The sequence below is a fragment of the Clostridioides sp. ES-S-0108-01 genome (assembly GCF_020662285.1).
In the GTDB taxonomy this organism is placed as follows: Bacteria; Bacillota; Clostridia; order Peptostreptococcales; family Peptostreptococcaceae; genus Clostridioides.
On record NZ_JADGMN010000002.1, the window covers coordinates 233626 to 248885 of the forward strand.

Sequence of the window (15260 nt, forward strand, 5' to 3'; positions counted from 1 at the left end):
ATAAATATGCCATATAATTTTATTAGTACGAATAATTTAATTAATATAGAGTTAATCAAACTTATGATTAATTTATTATAGAGAGGGATGAGTATATGGCAAGAGAACTAGAATTAAAGTATGGCTGTAATCCAAACCAAAAACCATCAAAGATTTATATGAAAAATGGAGAACTCCCTATAGAAGTATTAAATGGGAAACCTGGATACATAAATTTTTTAGATGCACTTAATAGTTGGCAACTTGTAAAAGAATTAAAAGAAGCTACAGGTCTTCCAGCAGCAACTTCATTTAAACATGTAAGTCCAGCAGGGGCAGCAGTAGGAGTACCTTTATCAGATACTTTAAAGCAAATATATTTTGTTGATGATTTAGAGCTTTCTCCATTAGCTTGTGCCTATGCAATGGCAAGAGGAGCAGATAGAATGTCTTCTTATGGTGATTTTATAGCACTTTCAGATGTATGTGATAAAGAGACTGCGACTATTATAGCAAGAGAAGTTTCTGATGGTATAATAGCTCCAGGATATACAGACGAAGCTCTTGAAATATTAAAAGGAAAGCGTAAAGGTAACTATAATATTGTAAAAATAGATGAAAATTATTCTCCAGAGCCTATTGAAACAAAGGATGTTTATGGGATTACTTTTGAGCAAGGTAGAAATGAGATATTAATAAATGAAGAGTTGTTAAAAGATATTCCAACTGACAATAAAATTTTTACAGATAATGCAAAACGTGATTTAATTATAGCATTAATAACATTAAAGTATACACAATCAAATTCTGTTTGTTATGCTAAAGATGGACAAGTAATAGGAGTAGGTGCAGGTCAACAATCACGTATTCATTGTACTAGACTTGCAGGTAATAAAGCTGATACTTGGTATCTTCGTCAACATCCTAAAGTATTAAACTTAAAATTCAAAAAGGACATAGGTCGTCCAGATAGAGACAATACTATTGATGTATATCTTTCTGATGATTATATGGATGTGCTTGCTGATGGTATATGGCAAAATTTATTTGAAGAAAAACCAGAGCCTCTAACTGGAGAAGGAAAAAGAGCATGGCTTAAAACTTTAACAGGTGTAGCACTTGGTTCTGATGCATTTTTCCCGTTTGGAGATAATATAGAACGTGCAAAAAGAAGTGGGGTAAGTTTTATAGCACAACCAGGGGGTTCTATTCGTGATGATAATGTTATATTAACTTGTAATAAGTATAATATAGTTATGGCATTTACTAAAAATAGATTATTCCATCATTAAAGTATAAAAAATGTAAAACGAATATGGATTAAATTAAAATCTACAACAAGTTTTGTTGTAGATTTTTTTATTTTCTGTATAATTTTAAATAGAACTTTATTTTTAGATATTCAATTTGGAGGTTGATATGGCTTTAAATGTAAGAGATTATAGCCTACTATGTAGTCAAGGCACATCTAAGTTTAATGAAGATGTAGTCGGTATAAATCCATTTGGTGCATGGATTTTAGACGGTGCTACAGGGCTTAATGGAAAAAACTTAGTGTCAAATGAAAGTGATGCAAGATGGTATGTTCAGTGGTGGAATAGGTATCTATATAAAAATATAAATAGAGAAGAATCATTGAGGAGTATTGTTAATAGTGGAATAATAGAAGTAAAAAAAGAGTATGAGCTAAGGTTAAATGGAATTAAAGTAGAAAAATTAGATTTACCATCAAGTTCTATAGCTATTGTAAAATTTCATGAAAATAAAGTAGAGTATTTTTTATTAGGAGATTGTGCTTTGTTTATTAAAAATGGAGATTCCAAAGTTATAAAAGATAGAAGTATTTCTAAATTTGACAATATTGTATTTGATGAAATCAGTAAACTTTCTAATTTGGAGGAAATGACATTTGATGAGATTAGAACTAGCGTTATGGATACAATAGTAAGCAATAGATTAAAGAAAAATACGAAAGATGGATATTGGATATTGGGTTTTGATGAGGAAGCTGTGGAAAATTCTATATATGGATACATTGAAATAAAAAAAGATTTTCAATTGATGTTAACGAGCGATGGTTTTACAAGTGTATGTGATAGATATAATCTAATAAAAGAAGAAGAATTGATACGTATAGCAGAAAAATTTGGTATAGGATATATACACAATAAAGTAAGAGATTTTGAAGATAATGACTATAAAGCGGTTAAAGTGCCAAGGTTTAAAGTAAAAGATGATTCATCTTGTTTATATTTAGATATATATAATGATTAGACTATATGAAACCATTTAATTTTAGAAGGGAAGTAGGTAAAAGTGAAAATTCTTCATATAATAACACAAAAACCAAATAGTACAGGTAGTGGTATATATTTGTCTGGTATGATAAAAGGATTTGAAAAGATAGGTCATAAGCAGGCTGTAATTGCAGGGATAGATGTGAAGGATGATGTAAATTGTTTTTCAAGTGATGTAAGTTTTTATCCAGTAAAGTATAATTGTGGAGAGTTAAATTTTCCTGTTGTAGGCATGAGTGATTCTATGCCATATGAAAGTACAAGATATAAAGATTTAAATATAGACATGATAAATAGATTAAAGTATCAATTTAAAGTAAATATAGATAAGGCTATGAATGATTTTAAGCCAGACATTATAATATGCCACCATTTATATTTATTAACTGCATTTGTTAGAGAGACTGTAAAAGATATAAAGGTAATGTCTATCTGTCATGGGACTTGTTTGAGACAGTTAAATACCATTGATTTGGAGAAAGAATACATAATATCAAATATAAGAAAGTTAGACTTAATATTTGCTCTTCATGAAAATCAAAAATATGATATTATAAAGGCTTTTGGTGTAAGTGAAAGTAAAGTAGTTGTAATTGGTAGTGGTTATAATGATGATATATTTTATAACAAACATTATAAAAGAAAATATGATAAAATAAAAATAGTATTTGCAGGTAAGATATGCAAGTCAAAGGGACTGATTCCATTTATAAAAGCTATATCTAAATTAAAATATAGTAAAGATTTAATCGAGGTCAATTTCGCAGGTACTGGAAGTGATATCGAATCATATAATGAGATAGTCAAACTTGCAAGTAAGTCTCCATTTAAGATGAATTTCCTAGGCAAATTAGAACAGATAGACCTAGCTGAATTATTCAACAGGTCACAAATATTTGTGTTACCATCATTTTATGAAGGATTACCAGTTGTTGTTTTAGAAGCTTTATCTTGTGGTACGGATGTAATCACTACTGATATTCTTGGTGTTAAAGAATGGATTGGTAGCGAGATTAATAATTCTGGAAAGATAGAGTACGTTCCTCTACCTTTTATGGAAAAAGAAGGTATTTTAAAAGATGAAGAATTATATGCTTTTGAAAATAATTTGTATAATTCAATAGATTCTAAAATACAATCTTTATTGAATAACTCAAACAAGAAAACATCTATAGATATGTCAAAAAAAACGTGGGATGGCTTAGCATGTAGAATGAATGAAGTTATTTTAATGGATGAATTATGCCTAGTTTAGAATTATTTAATTATAAAAAGTGTAACTATTTTTATACTATTTTTAAGTGATTTTATATTATACTAGTACTAAATATATTTGTTTTCAGGGAGGTAATTTATGAGGATTAGTAAAAAGGTATTAGCGTTAGGTATTTCAGCACTATTGTTAAGTGTTAGTTTTCCAATATCAATAAATGCACTAAATAAGATTGAAAATATTCAAGGGGTAGATAAATATGAAACTGCTGGACTTATTTCAGACAATCAAGATTTTACAACAGCAATCCTTATCAATGCGGATTCTACAATGGTAGATGGCATTGCTTCCAGTGGTCTTGCAGGAGTAAACAATGCAGCTATTTTATTAACTAATAAGGATGATATACCAGAAGCAACACTTCAAAGACTGAATAGAGTTACTAAGATATATGTAATAGGTGGAGAGAATTCTATAAGCAAAGATGTAGAAAAAATGTTGCTTATGAGAAGGATGCAAGTTATAAGAATTGATGGAGTAGATAGAGTGGATACAAGTTATAAAATTGCAGCTGAAATAGAAAAGATTAAAAGCAGTGATAAGATGTTTTTAGTAAATGGATTTAAAGATGAAGCTGATGCAGTAAGTGTTGCGTCTGTTGCGTATAGAGATGGAGCTCCTATAATATTGACAAAAGATATACCTTCAGCAGAAGAAGATACGGATTTAGACCCATGGTTTGGAGTTTCTCCTGTTCCAGTATATGCTATTGGAGGAGAGTCTACATTAAGTGATTACATAGTGAGTAGATACAGAGCAACTAGAATTGGTGGTGTTGATAGATATCAAACTAATAAAAATATTATTGAAAAGTTTTATAATGGAGCAAAAGAGTTCTATGTAACAAGTGGAGACGATTTAGTTTATGCTTTAGTTGCATCACCACTTGCAAAAAATGCTCCTGTTGCTTTAGTTTCAAATAAAAGTGATAAGAGTATATTACAGGGAGCTAATAAAGTAACAGCAATAGATATAAGTGATAATAATATTATAGAACAGTGTTTGAATGCTGTAAAAAAGTAATAGAGTGTTATTAGCAAAATGAATATGCATCTTGAAAAATTAGTATATTTATTTATAGTGGTATAGGTTATATAAGAAGAGGCTGTCTCAAAAAATTCCTTTTGAGACACCTCATTCTTTACTTATATTACACAATTTCTATATAGAATAAATTTCATAAGAATTATCTTCATTTAACTTTTCCAACCAAACCAGCTCTAAAATATCTAGTTCTTCTAAGTAGTCTTTTTCAGTTTTCTTGTTATCATGTTTTATAAGTTCTAAGACTTCAAATGTAAAAGCTTTTTCTCAGTATTTTTTCCAATCATTATTTAAATCTTTTATCATACATGAGCCAGCACCAAGTTGGAATTTGAGGGAGTTAAATTTGCTTTTTAGTAATATCATTTTTTATTATAAATACGCCTGTGTCAAATTTCATTTCTTTGTATAATTGTTTTAATTCACGTTTTCTATCCATGATTTTATATACCTCTCTTTATAATTAATATGTAATAAGGAAAATATATTACATATTAATTATAAAGATATTAATTTCATATGTAAATAGTTTTTATAAATTTAATTATGAATTAGTTGCTAATAAGTAAGGTATTTAGGTTAATAAGTTCGTTGTAAAGATTATTATAAATTTTAACATGATAGAAATATAAAAAGAATAGTTGACAATATATAAAATATAGAATAAACTGAAAATGTAATAGTAATCATAGGTTTATATATTACATTGAAAGGAGTTAATAATTATTATGAATAAAAAAATAGAATTAATAGGGAATTTTGCAAGTGATTGGATTAGGTATAGTGATTATGAATATAAAATTACTGAAGAAGATGAATTATATATAGTACCAACTGAAGATGCTGTATTTACTATGTACAATCCATTTGATGTTGCAGATGATATAATAGTAGATATAATTCGTATAGGACAAGAGGCACTACAAGATATACCAAAAGAGACGAAAGAGATGAGATTAAAAAAAGAAGTACTTGAATTTGTAAAAAAATATGGATTATTGGGTTTAATATATTCAAGTGTATATAATAGAGATATAGTTGGAGAAGAAAGAGTACTGATGATTGAAAAGAATTATATTACAAAAGAAAATATATTGAGTACTGATGAATATGTAAATATGTTTATACCATTTGCAAGTGATGAAGATGTGTATTTTAAAAAGTATAGAAGAGGTATAGATGTATCAAAGAGAGAGGAATCTCCCAAGTTTTTTGGAAAGAGACCATTAATTTTAGATTTAGTATTTTCAAAGTTCTACACTGAACAACTGGACTGGATTGTAAGCTTTGCTAAAGATATGTGTAAACACTTTAATCAAATTTGTGTATATAAAAATACATCTAATCTATTAACTGAAAGTGTTACTATTATGTCTGGAGGGTTTAATCCCAAAAAGATAGGATTTTCTATAAGTCAACTGGATAAACCAACTATTGCATGGGAGTTTGATTCTTTGAAAACAGCGATTGAGACTATTTATGCCTTTGCAATTACAAGTGAACCTTCTTCTATAAATAAATGCAAGTACTGTGGTAAGATTTATATTCCTACAAATTCTAAATCTCAATACTGCTCACCTTCTTGTAGAAATTGTTCAAATGTAAAGAAAAGTAGAAGTAGAGCTAAAAAAGATAAATAAAATTAATAAATATATCATTGTTTAGATTTTAGTAAATAACCACTGGATTAAAAGTTGTTATAGAAAATTATATATCTAAATGATGGTATTTTTTTATTAAAAAAATTGAAAAGTTTAATTGAGGTAGTAATTTTGAGTTCTATAAATCGGAATTTAAGAGAAATAGAAAGAAATGAATTGCTTGAGACTAATATAGAATCTAGATATTATGGTCTAACTCTTTCTGAATCTGATGTAAAAGATATAATAACTTCAAGAAATGATACTTTAAAGGGGTATGGAAGAATAGAATTGGATATAAAAGTTACAAAACAATTGATAGAAAACATATATACATCACAGTTTACAAATATGGATGATTATTTAGAGACTATTAATGATATGCAAGAAATTTTTTATTATTTAAAAAATGAAACTGATGATAAGATATGTGATGATGAGATTATAGAAAGATTGTATGAACTTTATGAAAAGTTTGCAGGCAATATAGACAATGTAAAAGGAGAAGTAGATGAATTTGTGAAGAACTTTAAATTTGGAGAAGTTTAATGTATGATAGGAGAGATTTGGTATGTCAAATAATCTAAGTAATATTAATATAAACGAAAATAATTTAATAAAAAACCAATATTCCATATCTTTACTTAAGGAATGTCTAGATTGTAAAGTTATAGATGAAAGAGAAGTATATAACATACAACAAGAAATATCTCTAATACTTATAGATTTGATTAAAAAATATACAAATGGTCAAAGCACATCAGTAAAGACAGAAGTTGCCGAAAAACTATTGATTTCAATATGGTACGCTATTGATGCGTATATAAATAAGCTTGGAGATATAGAAAAAAGAGTTGTAGAGTTGACTGCTAAGAATGTTAAAAAAGTGTACTTGGAAGGTATTAAAATATTAGAGGAAGATTTAGTCAGACTAAAAGATTTTTATGAGCTAATGATGAGTAGAAAGCTAAATACCAACTCAATAGCATATAATGATACTTTGATAGAGTTATCAAGCTTCTTTAAAAATTATGTTATAAAATTTGAAGCTCATGACATTCCAGTGAGTATAGATTATCCATTGGCATTAGACGATATGGATGTTCAAGGAATTTATTATGTAAAGAATTATATTGAGAGTATAGATATAGAAAATAGATTTTGTAACTTATTTAAGAAAAAAGATAGAGAAAAATTATTTTATGATTATGGAGTGACCTATAAAATAGATTGTGATGTTATACTTGTAAATTTGTTTGAACTCATTATAAACAATTGTATTTTTTCTACGATTTTAGGAAATGAAGCAACTAATCTAGAAATTTCAGAATATGAATATGAGTTTTTAGAAAAACAATTTAAAAATATATACAATAATATTGCTGAAGATGAAGTTAGGGGTTATGAAGAAAGTAATATAATTGAATTAATTGAAGTAGGTGATAACTTAGACATCGAAGCAGATAATAACTTGGATTATAATGATTTTGAAGAAATTAATAGAGAAATTAGAATAAATGAAAAAATAACCTTACTACTTATGGAAGCAATTGAAGGATTGATAAAAAGATTAAGTATAGAAGACGAAGTGTTAATAAGATATATTAAAAAATATGAAAAGATATTTATTGAATCTGTAATAAGCTCAATAAAAAGTAATACTTTTAAAAGTATGGTAACTGTAAGTAAAAGTAAAAATGAACATTTAGAAAATTATATTATTGATGATGAAAGCAAATTGGATGATGAGTCGTTTAGAAAGATATTTAATAAAATATTAGATAGTGCATCTATAATTGAAAAAATAAGAATAATAAAGGAAAATATAAATGCTAAAAAAGATTTTATCGATATTCTCGAATCTGAATGTTTATTTGGAGAAGAGTATTCAATATTGTTTGCATCATTAAGTGAATTAGAATTGGCAATATTGGGTAGTGTAGTATTTTATGAGGATATAAGAATGAAAGAAATTAATTTATTAGAATTTATATTAAATAAGAAAACTGAAACTACTTTATGGAAGATGGAATACATTGAATTCATAAGTAATCAAAGTGAAGATAAGATACACTCCATAGAAGAACATATGAATAAAATTAATTAACAAAAAATTATGAATAAATAGAATGTTAGTATATAATATAATCTATAAAGCATATTAAAAATACATATATCTGGAGGAAAATTATGAAAGAGTATATCATAAATAATATTGAAGAAATAAGAGAAGAATTAATAGATTTATCTAAGAAAATATGGGAAAATCCAGAATTAGCTTTTGAAGAAAAGTATGCAAGTAGCATTCAAAAAGAATACTTAAAATCAAAAGGATTTAAAATTGAAGAAGTAGAAAATTTACCTACTGGATTTATAGCAAGTTTTGGAGAAGGTAAACCTGTGATTGGAATACTTGGAGAGTATGATGCTTTGCCAGAGCTATCACAATGTGTGAGTGCAGAAAGAAAGCCCTTAGTAGAAGGAGAAGCTGGACATGGATGTGGGCATAACCTATTGGGTGTAGCAGGTGTAGGAGCAGTTGTTTCTATAAAAAAGTTAATAGAAGAAAATAAATTTAATGGAACAATAAAATATTTTGGTTGTCCTGCTGAAGAAGAAGGTGGAGGAAAGACTGTTATGTGTGTAAATGGCTGTTTTGATGATGTGGATTGTGCGTTTACATGGCATCCTTTTGATATAAATGCACCTTGGAGAGGTGGAAGTCTAGCAAACTTATCTGTTAAATTCAAATTTAAAGGTATAACAGCCCATGCAGCCCAAGCTCCTCATAATGGTAGAAGTGCACTTGATGCTGTTGAAATTATGAATGTTGGAGCTAATTATTTGAGAGAACATGTTATTGACTCTATAAGAATGCACTATGTCATAACTAATGGTGGTGGAAGACCTAATGTAGTTCCTGGTTTTGCTGAAAGTTGGTATTTTATTAGAGGTAAAAAAGCAAAGGATGCAGAACACGTTCTTGATAGATTAATAAAAGTAGCTCAAGGAGCAGCAATGATGACAGAAACTGAAATGGAGTATAAGGTTACAGATGGAATATATGATTATATACCAAACCAATGCTTGACTGATTTGGTTTACAATAATATGGTTTTTGTTGGTTGCCCTAAAACTACTCCTGAAGAAGAAGAATTTGCGAAAAAATTATGTGATACTCTTACTAGAGAAGAAAGACTAGGTGTAGCAACGTCATTCCAAAATGATAAATCTATTGTAGAAAGCTATATACATCAGGGGATAGTTGATGGAGACAAAGATAAAGGATTAGCTGGTTCTACTGATGTTGGAGATGTAAGTTATGTTATACCAGTGGCTCAATTTGCAATGGCAGCATGGCCAGTTGGAATTGCAAGTCATACATGGCAGTCATGTTCATCAGCAGGTTCAAATATAGGATTTTCTGCTATGATAAATTCAGCTAAGGTACTGGCTTGTAGTGCTTATGATGTATTTATGGATACTAAAATTATTGATGAAGCAAAAATTGAATTTGATAAATCATTAGATGGACAAAAATTTAAACCATTGGTATAATTTTGGTAATAAAATATTTCTGGGGGGAATAGCTATGAGAGAAAAAGTTGAAAAAGTGCTTGAAGAAAAGATAAGACCAGTATTACAAAGAGATGGTGGAGATGTAAAGCTTATAGATGTAAATGAAAATGGCGTAGTTTTAGTTAGACTACAAGGTGCATGTAGTGGGTGTCCAGGAGCTACTATGACAATCAAAGCTATTATTGAAAATGTCTTGGTGAGTGAAGTTCCAGGAGTAACTCAAGTATTAGGTGTTTAATAGTTGGAGTTCACTAAATATATGCTATATATAAGTATCTAATTAAGAAGTATGAAAAATAGTGAAATATTGTAAATAGATATGAGGAAGTATGAAAAAAATAGTGAAACATTATAAATAGGTATGAGGAAGTATGAAAAAAATAGTGAAACATTATAAATAGATATGAAGAAGTATGAAAAAATAGTGAAACATTATGAACAGATATGAAGAAGTATGAAAAAATAGTGAAACATTATAAATACATATGAAAAAATATGAGAAAAATAGTGAAATATTGTAGAAACAATAAAATATTATATATGTATGAAGAAATAATGAAATATTATAGATAAATATGTAAAAGTGTGAAAGAAGGCTGTAGATAAATTTGTTTTACATAAATTCACCTACAGTATTTCTTACACACTTTATTTTAAAGACCCTGTTATCCAGCCATACCAATAAACATACCTATAAGGTATGGAATTAGCCATATAATCCATACAACTATACTAAACTTATGAAAGAATTTTTTCTTCTCTTCATCATCTTTGTATAAGACAAAAGTAGCCCAACTTGCATGAAAAAGCATAAGCACAATTGCAAGAAGACCTGTAATACTATGAAGTTTTTGTGATAAAACAGATTTTACTTCAAAAGAGTGGCTATTGGCTATGTTACTCATTGTAAATGTTCCTAAAGTATCAAATATCAAACCAAGCCAAAATATGATTACATGTTTCTTTTTTAAAATTTTAGCCTTTCTTTCTCCAAATACACCTATAGTGTAGAAAATTAAAGCTGACGTTATAAATACTATTGCAAGTATTAATTTAGAATTCATAATTATCTCTCCTTTATTTTTACTAATATATTTCTAAGATTTTTTACTAAATCGTTTAATTCTTGCTCATCGCAGTTTTTAAAGATGTCATCAAAACTTTCTTGCATTTTAATTTTAAAATTTGTGGCAAACTCAAGCCCTGTTGTTGTAAATTTAACGTATGTATTTCTTTTATCATCAGATTTTTTGAATTTTTCTATATATCCAATCTGTTCTAATCTGCTGATTATACCTGAAACTGTCCCTTTAGCCAAAGACATCTCTTCACATAATTGTGATATAGTAAGCTCTTGATTATAAGCTATCAGTTTTATAACTATAATCTGTTGATGTGTTAATCCATTCTCTTTAAAATTTTCTTCTACTGTGTACATAGTTTTAGAATAGAGTTCTTTTAAAAGCATAGCTATTCTAAAACAGTCATAATTAGTTTTCAATAAAATCACCTCTTAAATAGTTTGCATAGAAACTAATATAGTATAATTTTCTTATATAGTCAACCTAAAATTTTATAATTTCGTAGTAAATAATGAACAACAGAACATAAAAAATTTATTTTAGGTATAAATAAAATAATTTGATGAAATTTTAACAATTTTTAAAAAGTTTGTTTACACAGTGAATAAATGATGCTAAAATTAACTCATAGATAAATATTGAAAATTTAATTTTGTTTAATGATAATAGAACCACGAAGGTTTTAACGTTACTTGACGTTTGCTTTTATGTGGTTTTTTTTATTGCAACAAAGGGGGGATTGGGGTTTGTTAAAAGATATACTGAAAAAGTTGTTGCAGTTTATTTTAGTAATGTTTTTATTATCTTTTGTTGTTTTTTACATGGCAAGACTTGCTCCAGGAGACCCATTAATTTCTTACTATGGCGATGGAGTAGAAAGAATGAGTACTCAAGAAAAAGAAAATGCTATGAAAAAACTTGGTTTGGACGAACCAATATACAGTCAATATATAAAATGGATTTCAAATGCGTCAAAAGGAGAATTTGGGATTTCATTTAAATATAAACAAAATGTTACTTCTGTTATAAATGATGTCTATATAAACACTATAATATTAGGTGGTTCAGGGTATATACTTACCTTTGTGTTAGCCCTATTGTTAGGAATATTTTGTACACTACATGAAGATAAGCTCATTGATAGAATTATATGTAAGCTAGGGACAATAACCAACTGTATTCCATCATTTTGGGTTGCTTTAGTACTTATACTTATATTTAGTATAAACCTAAGCATACTTCCAAGCAGTGGTGCTTATGCAATGGGAGAAGAGTCTAGCATATTAAGTAGGATATCGCATTTAATCTTACCTCTTATAGTACTTGTATTGAGCCATTTATGGTATTACACATATATGATAAGAAATAAATTGCTAGAGGAAATAAGAGAAGATTATGTACTTTTATGTAAAGCAAAAGGTTTAAATAATAGAACCATTGTTTTTAAGCATTGCCTGAGAAATATAATGCCATCGTATATTAGCATAATGGCTATTTCGATACCTCATATATTGGGAGGAACTTATGTAGTTGAAAAAGTTTTTTCTTATCCTGGGTTAGGAACTCTTTGTTTTGAAAGTGCAAAGTATCATGATTATAATATGTTATTAGTTTTATGCTTAATAACAGGGGCTTTAGTAGTATTTGGGAATATGTTAGCTCAAATTATAAACAATAAAATAGACCCTAGAATGAAATATGATAGAGGTGATGCTAATGAAGCCACAGTATAGTGATTTTGAAATTGTAGGAGAAGATTATATTTTATTAGCAGAAGATGAACATATAGAAACAAAGAAAACCTTATTTAAAAAAATTAAAGAATTACCATATATATCGATTATTATTTTATTAATCGTAGTTAGTGGAAGTGTATTCTCATCTTTCATAATGACACATGAGCCAACATACATGGATTTAGCAAGTTCTAATCTAGCTCCAAATAAAACTTTTTTGTTTGGAACGGACTCAATGGGTAGAGATATATATTCTATGATATGGTATGGAGGAAAAATATCTTTATTTATAGGATTATTTTCCACTGTAATATCAACTGTTATAGGAATTATTTATGGTAGTATAAGTGGCTTTGCATCTGAACTTGTAGATGATGCAATGATGAGATTTACAGAAATCATACTTAGTATACCTTCAATATTAATTATAATATTTGTACAATCTATACTTGGAAATTCAAATCCAGTATCTATGTCTATAGTAATAGGGATAACAAGTTGGATGAATATATCTAAGATAGTAAGAACAGAGGTTAGACAAATAAGAAATAGCGAATACATACTAGCAGCTAAGAGTATGGGGGGAGGATTCTTTTATATATTAAGGCAACATTTACTTCCAAATTTTGTGGCATCAATAATGTTCATGGTTGTAACAAACATAGGTGCAGCTATTGGTACCGAATCAACGCTTAGCTTTCTAGGAATTGGTCTACCTATAGAAATTGTTTCTTGGGGAAGTATGTTATCTTTATCAGAGGAAGCATTACTTTCAAATAGGTGGTGGATTATACTGATTCCAGGTATATTTTTGGTTACTACATTGGTGTGTATAACTAATATAGGTAATTATATAAGAAAGAATAATAATAAAAAATCTAGTAATTTATAAATTAATATTTGAGTACTAAATAAGCAAATACTGAGGTATTTGAAATATCTATTTAAATAAATCGGGTCAAAGCTTTGAAAAATATTTTATAAAAAGCAAAAGGGGGAGCATCATGAAATTAAAGAAGTTAAGAGTTTTAAGTTTAGTAATGATACTTAGTCTAATGGCAGGTTGTTCTAGTGGAGGAGACAAAGATAAAAAAGCAGATACACCTAAAGATGGCAAGGTACTTGTTTATGGAAGTAATGATTATACAAGTATAAATCCTGCACTATATGAACATGGAGAAATAAATTCACTAATATTTAATGGATTAACAGTTCATGATGAAAATAATAAAGTAGTTCCTTGTTTAGCAAAGGACTGGAAATTTGATGAGGCGACAAATACATATACTTTTAATTTAAGAGATGATGTTAAGTGGCATGATGGAGAGACATTTACAGCAAATGATGTCAAGTTTACAATAGAAACTATAATGAATCCAGACAATGCTTCTGAAATAGCATCAAATTATGAAGATATAACAAAAATTGATGTGGTCAATGATAATACTATAAAAATCACTTTAAAAGCTCCAAATACAGCAATGCTTGATTACCTAACAGTAGGAGTATTACCAAAGCATGCATTAGAAGGTAAGGATATAGCTACTGATGAATTTAATCAAAAACCAATAGGTACTGGACCATTTAAACTTGAAAAATGGGATAAGGGTCAAAGTATAACACTTATTAAGAATAATGATTATTTTGTAAAAGAACCAGGTTTAGATAAAGTAGTATTTAAAATTGTTCCAGATGATAAAGCTAAAGCAATGCAATTAAAATCAGGAGAATTAGACTTAGCTCAAGTAACTCCTAAAGATATGTCTAACTTTGAAAAAGATGAAAAGAATTTTAAAGTAAATATAATGAAAACAGCAGATTATAGAGGTATATTATACAATTTTAATTCTAAGTTCTTTAAAGATGAAAAAACTAAAGGATTACCAAACGCTTTAAGTTATGCAATAGATAGAAAAGCAATAGTTGATAGTGTATTATTAGGACATGGTGTGCCAGCCTATTCACCTTTACAAATGGGAGAATATAATAATCCTGATATAGAAAAGTTTGAATATAACCCAGAAAAAGCTAAACAAGAAATTGAAAAGCTAGGTTGGAAATTAGGTTCTGATGGAATCTATGAAAAAGAAGGTACTAAATTAGCTTTCGAGATAACAGCAGGTGAGAGTGACCAAGTTAGAGTTGATATGGCTAAAATATGTGCACAACAGTTAAAAGAAATCGGTGTTGATGCTAAAGCTGTTGTTGTAACTGAAACAGATTGGGCTAATCAAGATGCTCATTTAATAGGTTGGGGAAGTCCATTTGACCCAGATGACCATACATATAAAGTTTTTGGAACAGATAAAGGTGCAAATTACAGTGCTTACTCTAATCCTACTGTAGATAAAATACTTCAAAAAGCAAGAGAAACAGAAAATAAAGATGAAAAGTTAAAGTTATATAAACAATTCCAAGTAGAAATGACTAAAGATATGCCTTATACATTTATTGCTTACATAGATGCAATATATGTTGGAAAACCAAATATTAAAGGATTAACACCTGATACAGTTTTAGGACATCATGGTGTAGGTATATTCTGGAACATAGCTGACTGGACAATTGAATAGTATTGAAATTAATTAGAAGCCTTAGGGATAAAAGTATATCCCTAAGGTTTGAATAGC

The 15260-nt window shown here is 28.3% G+C and carries 14 protein-coding genes; 12 read left to right on the forward strand and 2 right to left on the reverse strand.

The window, feature by feature from the left end:
• Positions 1–95: 95 nt before the first annotated feature.
• The 9 genes from IR152_RS03475 to IR152_RS03515 all read left to right on the forward strand — a co-directional run bounded on the left by IR152_RS03475 (position 96) and on the right by IR152_RS03515 (position 10050).
• On the forward strand, positions 96–1271 hold the full coding sequence (locus IR152_RS03475; protein WP_227450416.1) for a phosphoribosylaminoimidazolecarboxamide formyltransferase: 1176 nt from the start codon (positions 96–98) through the stop codon (positions 1269–1271).
• Between the two features lie 127 nt (positions 1272–1398).
• Positions 1399–2253, forward strand: coding sequence for a hypothetical protein (locus tag IR152_RS03480; RefSeq protein WP_227450417.1), 855 nt, complete (start codon positions 1399–1401; stop codon positions 2251–2253).
• Positions 2254–2295: 42 nt separating this feature from the next.
• Positions 2296–3531 (forward strand): glycosyltransferase family 4 protein, encoded by a 1236-nt coding sequence (locus tag IR152_RS03485; protein ID WP_227450418.1) that lies wholly within the window; start codon positions 2296–2298, stop codon positions 3529–3531.
• 99 nt (positions 3532–3630) lie between these two features.
• On the forward strand, positions 3631–4572 hold the full coding sequence (locus IR152_RS03490) for a cell wall-binding protein Cwp25 (RefSeq protein ID WP_227450419.1): 942 nt from the start codon (positions 3631–3633) through the stop codon (positions 4570–4572).
• A 749-nt stretch (positions 4573–5321) separates the two neighbouring features.
• Entirely contained in the window at positions 5322–6233 is a 912-nt protein-coding gene (locus IR152_RS03495) for a recombination protein NinG (RefSeq protein WP_227450420.1), read from the forward strand.
• A gap of 105 nt (positions 6234–6338) precedes the next feature.
• The gene (locus tag IR152_RS03500; protein ID WP_227450421.1) at positions 6339–6782 is read left to right on the forward strand and encodes a DUF6323 family protein; all 444 of its coding nucleotides are present in this window, start codon (positions 6339–6341) and stop codon (positions 6780–6782) included.
• Positions 6783–6804: 22 nt separating this feature from the next.
• A complete protein-coding gene (locus IR152_RS03505; protein ID WP_227450422.1) occupies positions 6805–8340 on the forward strand; it encodes a DUF6179 domain-containing protein in 1536 nt (511 codons plus the stop codon).
• Positions 8341–8423: 83 nt separating this feature from the next.
• Positions 8424–9791: a M20 family metallopeptidase gene (locus IR152_RS03510; protein WP_227450423.1), complete on the forward strand. Its 1368-nt coding sequence runs from the start codon at positions 8424–8426 to the stop codon at positions 9789–9791.
• 34 nt (positions 9792–9825) lie between these two features.
• Positions 9826–10050: a NifU family protein gene (locus IR152_RS03515; RefSeq protein WP_227450424.1), complete on the forward strand. Its 225-nt coding sequence runs from the start codon at positions 9826–9828 to the stop codon at positions 10048–10050.
• A 427-nt stretch (positions 10051–10477) separates the two neighbouring features.
• Here the strand turns inward: IR152_RS03515 and IR152_RS03520 are convergent, their stop codons facing one another.
• Both IR152_RS03520 and IR152_RS03525 read right to left on the reverse strand, forming a co-directional pair.
• Entirely contained in the window at positions 10478–10876 is a 399-nt protein-coding gene (locus IR152_RS03520) for an HsmA family protein (protein ID WP_227450425.1), read from the reverse strand.
• Between the two features lie 2 nt (positions 10877–10878).
• Positions 10879–11322: a MarR family winged helix-turn-helix transcriptional regulator gene (locus tag IR152_RS03525; protein ID WP_413927464.1), complete on the reverse strand. Its 444-nt coding sequence runs from the start codon at positions 11320–11322 to the stop codon at positions 10879–10881.
• Positions 11323–11640: 318 nt separating this feature from the next.
• On the opposite strand from IR152_RS03525, the gene IR152_RS03530 reads away from it, so the two are divergent.
• From IR152_RS03530 to IR152_RS03540, 3 genes are all read left to right on the forward strand, one after another.
• On the forward strand, positions 11641–12627 hold the full coding sequence (locus IR152_RS03530; RefSeq protein ID WP_227450426.1) for an ABC transporter permease: 987 nt from the start codon (positions 11641–11643) through the stop codon (positions 12625–12627).
• On the forward strand, positions 12611–13522 hold the full coding sequence (locus tag IR152_RS03535; protein WP_227450427.1) for an ABC transporter permease: 912 nt from the start codon (positions 12611–12613) through the stop codon (positions 13520–13522). Before IR152_RS03530 ends, IR152_RS03535 begins: the two co-directional genes overlap by 17 nt.
• A gap of 112 nt (positions 13523–13634) precedes the next feature.
• Positions 13635–15203 carry an ABC transporter substrate-binding protein gene (locus tag IR152_RS03540; protein WP_227450428.1) on the forward strand — a complete coding sequence of 523 codons (1569 nt, stop codon included), beginning with the start codon at positions 13635–13637 and terminating at the stop codon, positions 15201–15203.
• Positions 15204–15260 lie beyond the last annotated feature (57 nt).

Excerpts from the sequence above, each read along its gene's own strand:
- IR152_RS03490 (WP_227450419.1), top strand. The coding sequence starts at position 3,631 with ATGAGGATTAGTAAAAAGGTATTAGCGTTAGGTATTTCAGCACTATTG.
- IR152_RS03540 (WP_227450428.1), top strand. The coding sequence starts at position 13,635 with ATGAAATTAAAGAAGTTAAGAGTTTTAAGTTTAGTAATGATACTTAGT.
- IR152_RS03510 (WP_227450423.1), top strand. The coding sequence starts at position 8,424 with ATGAAAGAGTATATCATAAATAATATTGAAGAAATAAGAGAAGAATTA.
- IR152_RS03495 (WP_227450420.1), top strand. The coding sequence starts at position 5,322 with ATGAATAAAAAAATAGAATTAATAGGGAATTTTGCAAGTGATTGGATT.
- IR152_RS03520 (WP_227450425.1), bottom strand. The coding sequence starts at position 10,876 with ATGAATTCTAAATTAATACTTGCAATAGTATTTATAACGTCAGCTTTA.
- IR152_RS03480 (WP_227450417.1), top strand. The coding sequence starts at position 1,399 with ATGGCTTTAAATGTAAGAGATTATAGCCTACTATGTAGTCAAGGCACA.
- IR152_RS03475 (WP_227450416.1), top strand. The coding sequence starts at position 96 with ATGGCAAGAGAACTAGAATTAAAGTATGGCTGTAATCCAAACCAAAAA.
- IR152_RS03535 (WP_227450427.1), top strand. The coding sequence starts at position 12,611 with ATGAAGCCACAGTATAGTGATTTTGAAATTGTAGGAGAAGATTATATT.
- IR152_RS03505 (WP_227450422.1), top strand. The coding sequence starts at position 6,805 with ATGTCAAATAATCTAAGTAATATTAATATAAACGAAAATAATTTAATA.
- IR152_RS03515 (WP_227450424.1), top strand. The coding sequence starts at position 9,826 with ATGAGAGAAAAAGTTGAAAAAGTGCTTGAAGAAAAGATAAGACCAGTA.